Raw genomic sequence first — 12,450 nt, 5'->3', positions numbered from 1 at the left:
GGGACACCGATGACGCTCCGCGACGACGCCTCCTTCACCCCGGCCGATCCCTATGGCGCCCTGGAACGCTACGCCGCCCTGCGCCTGGCCGCGGCCGTCGACGACACCGCGCTGGCGGCGGCGCTGCCCCGGCACGCGCGGCTGGGCGTGGCGCTCCGCGCCATCCTCGCCACGGTCGGGCGGCCGGCGCCGGCCGGCGCGGCGGCGGCGGAGCGGGAGCGGGTGCTGGCGGCCCTGCCGGGGCTCGCCCCCCACCTCGCCCTGCTCGACGCCTGCACCGCCCGCCTGCCGGAAATCCTGGCCGGCACCGTGGCCGCCACCGACGTGCTGTTCCCCGGCGGCAGCATGGAGCGGGTGGAGCCGATCTACCGTGGCAACGTCTGGTCCGACCGCTTCACCGCCATGACCGCCGCCGCGGTGGTCGAAGCGGCGCAGCGGCGGGACCGCCTGCGGGTGCTGGAGGTGGGGGCGGGCACCGGCGGCACCGCGGCCGGGGTGCTGGCGGCGCTGGATGCGGCCGGCCGGGTCGTCGACTACGACTACACCGACATCTCCCAGGGCTTCGTCCAGCACGGGCGGCGGGTGCACGGCCGCGGCCGCGACCATGTCCGCTTCCGCACCCTGGACATCGAGCGCGACCCGGAGGGCCAGGGCTTCGCACCCGCCGGCTACGACGTCGTGGTGGCCACCAACGTGATCCACGCCACCCGCCGGGTCGACGGGCCGGTGCGGCGGCTGCACACGCTGCTGAAACTGGGCGGGCTGCTGCTGCTGACGGAGATCGTGCGCACCGGTGCCTTCGCGACCCTGACCTTCGGCCTGCTCGACGGCTGGTGGCTGTTCGAGGACGCCGAGCGCCGGCTGCCCCATGCTCCGCTGCTGTCGGCCGGGGGGTGGCGCACGCTCCTGGCCGGCGCCGGGTTCGCCGAGGTCGCCGCCTACGGCTGGGACGGCGCCGCCGAAGGATCCTTCCAGTGCCTGTTCGTGGCCGCGGCCGGTGCCCCGGGCGGGGCCATTCCGGCGGCCGTTCCGGCCCCGGCCCCGACCCCGGTGGCGGTGGCGGCGGCGGAGCCGGTGACGGCCGGTCCGGAGACGGCGGCGGGCGAGGGCGCCCTGTGGGCGGCCATCGCCGGGGAGCTGGCACCGCTCCTGGGGCTGGAGCCGGCCGAGCTGGGGGCCGACACGCCCTTCGCCGAGCTGGGGGTCGACAGCATCGTCGCGCCCCAGCTGGTGGCCGCGGTGAACCGGGCGCTGGGCAGCGACCTCGCCGCCACCGACGTGTTCGATCACGCCACCATCCGAGCCCTGGCGCGGCGGGTGGGAGCGCGCCCGCCGGTCGCGCCGGCCCAGCGGGTGCCGACGCCGGAGCCATCTCCGGAGCCATCTCCGGAGCTAGCCCCGGAGCCTGCTCCGTGGTCGCCGCCACCGGCCGCGGCGCCGCGGCCGGAGTCCGCCATCGCCGTGGTCGGCCTGGCCTGCCGGATGCCGGGGGCGCGGGACGCCGCGGCGTTCTGGCGCAACCTCGCCGAGGGGGTCGACAGCATCACCGAGATCCCGGTGGAGCGCTGGGACTACCGGCCGCTCCACGCCGCCGGGAAGACGCCGGGCCGCCTTTACGCCCGGTGGGGCGGCTTCGTCGACGAGCACGACCGCTTCGACGCCGGGTTCTTCCATCTCTCGTTCAAGGAGGCCGAGGTCGCCAGCCCGCAGCAGCGCCTGCTGCTGGAGGAGGCGTGGCACGCCCTGGAGGACGCCGGCTATGGGCCGCGCGCCCTGTCCGGCCGGTCCTGCGGCGTCTACGTCGGCGTCGCCGCCGACACCTACGCGCCGCTGGACGGCACGGCGCTGTCGTCGCTGGGCAACTCCAACGCCATCCTGTCGGGACGGCTGTCCTACCTGCTGAACCTCAAGGGTCCGAGCCTGCCGGTGGACACCGCGTGCTCGTCGTCCCTGGTGGCGGTGCACCTGGCCTGCCGGGCCCTGGCCGACGGCGACTGCGACCTGGCGCTGGCCGGCGGCGTCTCGGTGCTGCTGATCGACCCCACCCTGCCGCTGTTCCTGTCCGACAGCGGCATGGCCTCGCCGACCGGGCGCTGCCGCGCCTTCGACGCCGCGGCCGACGGCTTCGTCCCGGCCGAGGGGGTGGGGATCGTCGTGCTGAAACGCCTCGACGAGGCGCTGGCCGACGGCGACCGCGTCTACGGGGTGATCCGCGGCAGCGGCGTCAACCAGGACGGCAAGTCCAGCGGCATCACCGCCCCCAACGGGCCGTCGCAGACGGCGCTGCTGACCCGGGTGTGGGCGCGCGCCGGCATCGACCCCGCCACGCTCTCCTACGTCGAGGCCCATGGCACCGGCACGGCGCTGGGCGACCCGATCGAGGTCGGGGCGCTGACCGCCGCCTTCCGCGCCCACGGCGGCGCCGTGGGGACGTGCCGGCTGGGCTCGGTCAAGACCAACATCGGCCACACCCTGACCACCGCCGGCGTGGCCGGCCTCATCAAGGTGCTGCTGATGCTGGAGCACGGGGCCATCGCGCCCTCGCTCCACCTCGCCACCCCCAACCCGCGCATCGACTTCGCCGCCGGCCCCTTCGTCCCGGCGACCCGGCTGGAGCCGTGGCCGCGGGTGCCGGGGGCGCCGCGGCGCGCCGCCGTCAGCTCCTTCGGCTTCTCCGGCACGAACGCCCACGTCGTGGTCGAGGAGGCGCCGGCCGGCCCCGCCGCCCCGCCGCCCGCCGCCTCGCTGGACGGCACCGTGCCGTGGCGCCTGGCCCTGGTGGCGGCGCGCACCGGCGACGCGCTGCGCCGGCGCTGGGCCGATCTCGCGGCGTGGCTGGAGGCCAACGCCGGGGTGAACGCCGCCGACCTCGCCTTCACCCTCAACACCGGGCGCGGCCATTTCGAGCGGCGCAGCGCCATCCTGTTCCGCGACCCCGGCCACTTCGGCGCCACCCTGCGCGGGCTGGCGGCCGGGGCGGCGCCGGACGACGCCCTGGTGGGCACCGTCCGCCTGCCGGCGCCGCCCGAGGTCGACGCCGCGCTGGCCGACGCCCTGGGGGGCCCGGTCGCCGGGCGCGACGGGCTGCTGGGCATCGCGCGGCTCTACCTCGCCGGGGCCGATGGCGACTGGGCGGCGCTGCCGGGCGGGCGCGGCCGGCGCATCGGCCTGCCCACCTATCCCTTCGCCCGCGACCGCTTCTGGCGCCAGCCGGCGGCGCTGGCCGCGCTGGCGGGACGGCCGGCCGCGATCGACCTGTCGCCCGACGCGCCGCACCTCGCCGGCCACCGCTTCGCCGGGTGGGCGCTGCTGCCCGCCGCCGCCGGGCTGCTCGCGGTGCGGGACGCCGCCGCGGCCGCCGGCACCGCCGTCGCCCTGGAGGGGGTGACCTGGACGGCACCGCTGTTCGCGGCCCCCGGCCGGCGTGCCACGGTGGCGTTGGCCGGGGACGGCTTCACGGTGGCGGCCGACGACGGCACCCGCCACGCCGCCGGCCGGATCGCCGCCGCCGGGCCGGCCCCGGCGCCGCTGGACCCGGCGGGGCTCGGCGCGCGCCTGCCCCATGCCCTGGACGGGGCCGCGGTCTACGCCGCGTTCCGCCGGCTGGGCTTCGACTATGGCGACGGGTTCCGGCCGATCGCCGGGCTGGCGACCGACGGCACCGAGGTGCTGGCCCGCCTCGACCCGGCGGGGGAGGCCGGGCTGCTGGACGGCGCCGTCCAGGCCGCCATCGGCCTGATGCTGGGGCCTTCCGGCCTGCCCGAGGGCACGGTGGTTCCGGTGGCCCTGGAGTCCGCCCGCTTCTTCGCGCCTCTGACCGGCCCGGCGCTGGCCCATGTGGCCCGCCGTCCGGACCGCGGCGGCGGCACGGTGGTGCTCGACGTCACCCTCGCCACCGCCGCCGGGGCCGCGCTGGCCACGCTGTCCGGCCTGTCGGTGCGGCTGAAGGCCGACGGCCGCATCGGCGGGGCGGAGACGCTGTTCTTCGCGCCGGTGTGGCGCCCCCTGCCGGCGGTGGTCCCGGCGGTGGTCCCGGCGGCGGTCCCGGCGGCGGTCCCGGCGGCGGCGCCCGGGCCGCTGCTCGTCCTCGACCGCGACGCCGGCCGCTGGCAGCGCCTGGGCGGGGACGCGGCGGGCGTCGCGCTGGCGCTGCCCGGCGCCGCCACGGTGCGGCTGGCGGCCGGGCTCTACACCGTCGATCCCGCCGGTGGCATCGGCGCCCTGTGGGGCCTGCTGCCGCGGCGGCCGCGCGCCGTGCTCGACCTGCTCGGGCTGGACGGGCCGGGCGGCGGCGCGGCCGATCCGGTGCGCCGCGCCTTCGCCCTGGTGGCGGCCGGCCTCGCCGGCGGCGGCGCGGCGGCGCTCGACCTGCTGATGGTGCACCGGCCCGGCGACGCCGGGGCGGAGGCGGTGGCCGGGCTGGCCGAGACCCTGGCGCTGGAGGCGCCGCACGCCGCCCTGCGGGCGCTGGCGGCGGACAGCCCCGACGACGCCGTCCTGCTGGCGGAACTGGCCGATCTCGCGGCGCGGCGGCGTGGCCCCGGGGGCCGGGTGGCGACGGCGGTGCGGCGCGCCGCCGACGGCGCCCGCTCCGCTCCGGCGCTCGAGCCGGCCGAGCCGTCCGGCACCGCCACCCCCATCCCCGACGGTGCGGTGTGGGTGGTGACCGGCGGTCTCGGCGGGATCGGCCGGCTGGTGGCCCGCCACCTCGCGGCGACCCGGCGGGCCCGGCTGGTGCTGCTGGGCCGCGCCGCCCTCGACCAGCCGGGACGGGCGTTCCTCGACGGGCTGCGGGCGCTCGGCGGCGACGCCGGCTACTGGGCGGTGGACGTGGCCGACGGGCCGGCGCTGGCGGCGGCGCTCGCCGCGGCGCGGCAGCGTTTCGGGCCGATCGACGCGGTGGTCCACGCCGCCGGGGTGACCCGCGACGGCTTCCTGGCGCGCAAGAGCGCCGCCGACCTCGACGCCGTGCTGGCGCCCAAGATCGCCGGCACGCTGGCCCTCGACGCGGCGACGCGGGACGACCCGCTGCGCCTGTTCTGTGCCTTCGCGTCCCTGGCCGGGGTGCTCGGCAACGTCGGCCAGGGCGACTACGCCGCCGCCAACCGCTTCCTCGACGCCGCCCTGGCGACCCGCGCCGGCCCGGGCCGCAGCCTCAGCCTGGACTGGTCGTTCTGGCGCGACGGCGGCCTGGCGGCGGGGGAGGGCGAGGAGGCCCTGGCCGCGGCGACCGGCATGCGCTGGCTCGACACCCCGGCGGCGCTGGCCGCCTTCGACCGGGTGCTGGCCGCCGAGGGGCGGCAGCTCCTGGTGCTGGCCGGCGACGCCGCCCGGGTCGGCGCCGTGCTGGCCGGGCCGGGGGCCACGCCGCCCCTCGCGCCGGCCGCGGCGCAGCCGCTCGTGCCAAACGCGGCGCAGCCGCTCGTGCCAAACGCGGCGCCCGCCGGCCCGGGCGCCGAGCCGGCGGTGCGGGCGCGGCTGCGCCGCCACCTGTCGGAGGCCACCGGCGTGCCCGAGGACCGCATCGAGGATGAGCGGCCGTTCGAGCAGTACGGCATCGACTCCCTGCTGGTGACCACCCTCAACACCGCCCTGGAGCGCGACTTCGGCCGCCTCTCCAAGACCCTGCTGTTCGAGCACCAGACCCTGGCCGCGCTGGCCCGCCACATCGCCGCGACGGCCGCCCCGCCCCCCGCCGCCCCGCCCCCCGCCGCCCCGCCCACTGCCCCGCCCGCCGCCCCACCCGCCGTCGAACCGGTGCGGGTGGACGCCGCCGCCGCGCCCTCCCGCCCCGCCGATGTCGCCGTGATCGGCATGGCCGGGCGGTTCCCCGGGGCCGACGGGATCGACGCGTTCTGGGACCTGCTGCGCCAGGGGCGCGACGCCGTCACCGAGATTCCCGCGGCGCGCTGGGACCACGGCCGCTGGTACCACCCGGACAAGGGCGTTCCCGGGAAGTCCTACGCCAAGTGGGGCGGCTTCCTGTCCCAGGTCGACCGCTTCGACCCGCTGTTCTTCGGCATCGCGCCGGGCGACGCCGCGCTGATGGACCCCCAGGCCCGGCTGTTCCTGGAGACGGCGTGGCAGGCCATGGAGGACGCCGGCCACACCCGCGCCTCCCTGGCGGGGGAGCGCCGCGCCGGCGGCGTCTTCGTCGGCGTCATGTACGGCGACTACCAGCTCTTCTCGGTCGAGGAGCACGCCAAGGGCAACCCGGTCTACGGCGCCGCCCCCTACTGGTCGGTGGCCAACCGCGTCTCCTACCACCTCGACCTGCACGGCCCCAGCGTGGCGGTGGACAGCGCCTGCTCCTCGTCGCTGACCGCCCTGCACCTCGCCTGCCGCAGCCTGGCGGACGGCGAGTGCGAGGTCGCGGTGGCCGGCGGCGTCAACCTGATCCTCCACCCCTCGCGCCACCTCGGCCTCGCGCACGGGCGCTTCGCCGCCTCCGACGGGCGCTGCCGCAGCTTCGGCGCCGGCGGCGACGGCTACGTGCCGGGCGAGGGGGTGGTGGCCCTGGTGCTGAAGCCGCTGCACCGGGCGCTGGCCGACGGCGACCCGGTGCGCGGGGTGATCCGCGCCACCGCCGTCAACCATGGCGGCCGGACCAACGGCTACACCGTGCCGAACCCGGCCCAGCAGGGGGCGGTGATCGCCGCCGCCCTGGAGCGCGCCGGCGTCGACCCCGCCGCCATCGGCTGCGTCGAGGCGCACGGCACCGGCACCGCGCTGGGCGATCCGGTGGAGGTCGACGGGCTGTCCCGCGCGTTCGGCGACGTGGTGCCCCGCGCCTCGATCCCGCTCGGCTCCGTCAAGGCGGCGATCGGCCATCTCGAGGCGGCGGCCGGGCTGGCCGGCGTCGTCAAGGTGCTGCTGCAGATGCGCCACGGCCGGCTGGCGCCGATGCCGACCGTCGGCCCGCCCAACCCGGCCATCGACTTCGCCGCCAGTCCCTTCGTCCTGCAGACCGCCGCGGCCCCCTGGCCGCGCCCGGCCGGGGGGCCGCGGCTGGGCTGCGTCAGCGCGTTCGGGGCCGGCGGCAGCAACGCCCACGTGGTGCTGGAGGAGGCGCCGCCGGCCGCGGCCGCGGAGGCGGCGGCGGACGGCCCCCATCTGCTGGTCCTGTCGGCGCGCACGCCCGCCCAGCGCGCGGCCGACGCCGCGGCCCTGGCCGCCGCCCTGATGGCCGCGGACGCGCCGGCCCTGGCCGACGTCGCCTTCACCCTGCGCCATGGCCGCGAGGCTCTCGAGGCGCGGCTCGCCCTGGTCGTCGCCGACCGGGCCGAGGCGGCGGCGGCGCTTGCCGCGGTCGCCCAAGGGCTGGAGACGGTGCCGCGCCTGTGGACCGGGGAGACGGTGCCGGGCTTCGGCGCGGCGGCGCCCGAGCCGGTCGCCGACCTGGAGACGGCGGGGCGGCGTTGGGCCGCCGGCGACGCCGTGACCTGGGCCGCCGCCGCGGGGCGGCGGGTGGCGCTGCCGCCGCGGGCGTTCCTCGGCAAGCGGTACTGGCTTCCGGTCACGCCGGCCGCGGCCGGCGGCCCGGCCGCCGGGCCGGCCCTGCACCCGCTCCTGGATGCGGCGGAGCCGTCGCTGGACGGCGCCGTGTTCGTCAAGCGCTTCGCCGCCGACCACCCCTGGCTGGCCGACCACGGGGTCGGCGGCCGGGCGCTGCTGCCCGGCGTGGCCGGGCTGGCGATGGCGCGGGCCGCCGCCGCCGCGGTGGGGATCACGCCGGGCGGCCTGGCCGACGTGGTGTGGCGGGCGCCGCTGGCGGCCGGCCCCGACGGGCTGACGGTCCGCGCCACGCTGACCCGCGACGGCGACACCGTGCGCGTCCGCCTCGCCGACGGGGCCGGCACCGTGGCCGCCGAGGCGCGGGTCGTCGCCGGCCCGGCGCCGGCCCCGGAGGCGCTCGACCTTCCGTCGCTGGCCCCGGCCGGCCGGGTGTGGGAGCGCGACGCCCTCTACCGTCGCTTCGCCGATCTCGGGCTGGCCTACGGGCCGAGCCTGTCGACGCTGCTGCGGGTGCGCGCCGGCGGCGGGGTGGCCGTCGCCGACCTGGATCCGGCGGTGGTGGCCGCCGCGGCGGCGCCCGGGATGGACTGGCCGCCGGCGGTGCTGGACGGCGCCTTCCAGGCGCTCTCCGGGCTGGCCGGCGACGGGGCGACCCTGGCGGTGCCCTTCGCCCTGCGGTCGCTGACGGCGTTCGGCGACCTCGCCGCCGCCCGCCACGTGGTGGCGCGCGACCTCGGCGGCTCCTACGCCCTGGCCGTGACCGACGCGGCCGGCACGGTGCTGCTGGCCTTCGACGGGCTGTCGGCCCGGCCGGCGCGCGGCGCCGCCGTTTTGTCGGCCGCCGCTGGGCCGGCCGCCGACGGGCCGGCCGCCGGGATGGCGACCGATGGACCGGCGACCGATGGACCGGCGACCGACGGACCGGCGGCGCTGTCCCTGCTTCGGCCGTGCTGGCGCCCGGTGGCCGCGGCGCCGGGCGGCGGCGCGCGGGTGCGCTGGCTCGACGCCCTCGCCCTGCCGCCGCTGGCCGAGGACCCGGACCCCGCGGGCAGCGCCGAGCGGCTGTGCCTGGCCCTGCTGGACACCCTGAAGACGCTGGCCCGCCCGGCCACCCTGGTGGTCGCCGGGCGCGGCGCCACGGGGGCGCTGCCGGGCGAGGCGGTGGACCCCCGTCCCGCCGCCCTCCACGGCCTCGCCAAGTCGGCGGCGCGGGAGCTGCCCGGCCTCACCGTGGCGCTGGTCGACCTGCCGCCGCGCGGCGGCGGGACGGCCGCGCCGCCCGACATGGCACCGGACGCGGCGCTGGACGCGGTCCTGGCCGCCGCCCCGGCGACCGGCCGGGTGGTGGCGTGGCGCGGCGGCGGCTGGCTGGAGCAGGGGCTGCACCGCGTGGAGCCGCCGCCCGGCGGGCGCCTGCCGCTGCGCCAGGGCGCGGTCTGCCTGGTGCTGGGCGGCACCGGCGGCCTCGGCCGGGTGCTGGCCGACCACCTGGTGGCGACCCGGGGCGCCCGGGTCGCCCTGGTGGGGCGGCGCGCCCCCGACGAGGCCCTGGCCGCGGCGCTCGCCGCCGACCCCGGGCATCTCATGCACCTGCGGGCCGACGCCGCCGACCCGGACTCCCTGGCCGCGGCGGTGGCCGCGGTGACCGCGCGCTGGGGCGCCCCCGACGCCGTGGTGGTGTCGACCCTGGTGCTGGCCGACCGTGCCCTGGCGCGCCTCGACGCGGCGACCTTCGCCACCGCCTTCCGCGCCCGTGCCCGGGTGATGCAGGCGGTCGACCGCGTGCTGGGCGGGCTGCCGCTGGACGCCCTGGTGCTGTTCTCCTCGGCCAACGTGCTGGCGGGCAGCGCCGGGCAGGCCAATTACGTGGCCGGCTCGGCCATGCTCGACGCCTGGGGGGAGCGGCTGCGCCGCCTGCGCCCCTACCCGGTGATCACGGTGGATTGGGGCCTGTGGGGTGGGGTGGGCGCGGTGTCCGCCGCCCGCTTCCAAGAGCGTCTGGCCCGCGAGGGCGTGCACCCCATCGCCCCCGGCGAGGGCATGGCCGCCCTGGAGGCCGTCGGCGGTCTGGGCGGGGTCGCCGTCGCCGCGGTCAGGGCGGCGCCGCGGGTGCTGGCCGAGCTCGGGCTCGATGGCGCGGCGGACGACGATCCGGTGGCGGCGGCGCTCGCCACCGCCCGGCTCGACGACCGGGCGCGGGCCGCCCGCGACGGCTTCGCCGCCCTGGAGCGCTGGGGACGGCGCGGCCTGGCGGCGGCCCTGGCCGGCATGGCCGAGGTGCCGGTGGGCCGGGCCTTCACCACCGAGGGGCTGCGCCGCCGCCTCGGCGTCGCCGACCGCCACGCCCGGCTGTTCCCCGCGCTGCTCGAGGCGTTGGCGGCCGACGGCCTGCTCGACTCCGGCGACGGCCTGTGGCGGGCGACCGCCACCGCGTCGGGCCACGCCGCCCGGGCGGCCGAGTCCCGCATCGAGCTGGAGGCGGCCCAGGCCGCCCACCCCTGGCTGGCCGGTCCGCGGCGCCTGCTGGCGGCCTGCCTCGACCGCTACCCCGAGTTGCTGCGCGGCGCCGTCGACCCGGTGGCGGTGCTGTTCCCCGGCGGCGCCACCGGGCTGGTGGAGGCGGCCTACGCCGGTGACCCCCTGTCCGACCACTTCAACCGGGTGGCGGCCGCGGCGCTGCGCGCCGCCGTCGCGGCGCGGCTGGACGCCGGGGCGGAGCGGGTCACGGTGCTGGAGGCCGGTGCCGGCACCGGCAGCGCCGCGGCCGCCGCGCTGGCCGCCCTGGCGCCCTTCGGGGCGCGGGTGCGTTACCTCTACACCGACGTCTCCGCCGTGTTCCTGCGCCAGGGCGAGGCCCGCTTCGCCGGCGCCGGGCCGGCGCTGGAGACGCGCCTCTACGATCTGGAGCGCACGCCGGAGGAGAACGGGCTGGTCCCGGGGGCGGCCGACGCGGTGCTGGCCACCAATGCGCTGCACGCCACCCGCGACCTCGCCGCCACGCTGGGCGGCCTGCACCGGCTGCTGGCGCCGGGCGGCACCCTGGTGGTCAACGAGGTGACGGCACGCCAGGATTTCGGCACCATCGTGTTCGGCCTGACCGAGGGATGGTGGCGCTTCGCCGACGCCCGCCTGCCGGGTGCGCCGCTGGCCGACCCGGCGCGCTGGCGCGCCGCGCTGGAGGGGGCGGGCTTCGTCCCGCTGCCGCCGCACGGCCCGGCCGACGGCGACGCGGTGCCGCAATGCGTCCTGGCCGCCCGCCGGGCCGGCGCACCGGACGTGGCGGTGCCGCCGCCCGGCCCCGCCGCCACGCCCGACCCCGCCGCCACCCCCCCGGCGCCGGCGGCGCCGGGCGATGACCCGCTGCTGGCACCGCTGGTGGCGCACCTGCGCGGCCTGTTCGTGGAGGTGCTGAAGGTCGAGGCCGCGGACCTCCGCCTCGACGACACGTTCGAGCGGTTCGGCCTGGAATCCCTCACCGCGGTGGAGATCCGCGACCGGCTGGCCAAGGCCGCCCCCGCCCTGTCGGCGACCCTGCTGTTCGAGTGGAACACCCTGCGCCGCCTCGCCGGGCACCTGCTGGCGGAGCACCGCGCGGCGATGGCCGGGCTGATCGGTCCCGCCCCCGCCTCCACACCCGCCCGCACCCCCGCGCCTGCCGCGGCGCCGGGGGAGGCGCCGGGGGAGGTGGCGCCCGCACCGGCGCCGCCGGCCGGGGACCCCATCGCCATCATCGGCATGGCCGGGCGCTACCCCGGCGGCGAGACGCTGGACGCGTTCTGGCGCCTGCTGCTGGAGAACCGCTCGGCCATCGCGGAGGTGCCGCCCGGGCGCTGGGACGTGGCGGCGAGCTTCGCGCCCGGCCGGGCCGAGGGCCGCAGCTACACCAAATGGGCCGGGTTCCTGTCGGACGTCGCCGGCTTCGACCCCCTGTTCTTCCGCATCGCCCCGATGGAGGCGGAGACCATGGACCCCCAGGAGCGGCTGTTCCTGGAAACCGCCTGGGCGGTGCTGGAGGACGCCGGCTACACGCCGGACCGCCTGCGCGCGCTGTGCCCCGACGGCGACGCCGCTGACGGTGGCGGCGGGGCGGCGGTCGGCGTGTTCGTCGGCGCCATGAACGCCCCCTACCAGTGGCTGGCGGCGGAGGCCTGGGGGCGCGGCACGGCCGGGGCGGCGTCCTCGTCCTTCTGGTCGATCGCCAACCGGGTGTCCTACCAGCTCGACCTGACGGGGCCGAGCCTGACGGTGGACACCGCCTGCTCGTCCTCGCTGACCGCGCTGCACCTGGCCTGCGAGGCGCTCCGCCGCGGCGACTGCCGGGCCGCCATCGCCGGCGGCGTCAACGTCATCGTCCACCCGCGCCAGCTGGTGAACCTGTCCCAGGCCGGCATGGTGTCCCAGGGGGCGGAGTGCCGCGCCTTCGGGGCCGGCGCCGACGGCTTCGTCGACGGCGAGGGGGTGGGGGCGGTGCTGCTGAAGCCGCTGGCGGCGGCCCGGCGCGACGGCGACCGGATCGACGCGGTGATCCGCGGCAGCGCCCTGACCGCCGGCGGCAAGACCGGCGGCTACACCGTGCCCAACCCGCACGCCCAGGCCCGCGCCATCCGCCGCGCCCTGGAGCGCGCCGGCGTGGCGCCGGAGAGCGTCGGCTGCGTCGAGGCCCATGGCACCGGCACCGCCCTGGGCGACCCCATCGAGGTGGCCGGGCTGACGGCGGCGCTGGGCGGCGCGGCGCGCACCCGGCCCTGCGTGCTGGGCACCCTGAAGGCCAACATCGGCCACCTGGAATCGGCGGCCGGCATCGCCTCGCTGACCAAGGCGGTGCTGCAGTTCCGCCACGCCACCCTGCTGCCGGCGCGCCACGCCGGCGACCCCAACCCGCGGATCGACCTGGGCGGGGACCTGGCCCTGCCGGCCACCCCGATGCCCTGGCCC

The 12,450-nt window shown here is 79.3% G+C and carries 1 protein-coding gene; it reads left to right on the top strand.

Going from position 1 to position 12,450, the window contains the following annotated elements; translation table 11 throughout:
- Nucleotides 1-9: 9 nt before the first annotated feature.
- Nucleotides 10-12,450: SDR family NAD(P)-dependent oxidoreductase (locus tag AC6H2I_RS14560; protein WP_497501379.1), on the top strand; the 12,441-nt coding region annotated here is incomplete at its 3' end.

This window comes from Azospirillum sp. NS33 (assembly GCF_059703765.1).
The sequence above is the reverse complement of the archived record's forward strand: the minus strand, read 5'-3'. Positions and strand labels throughout refer to the sequence as shown.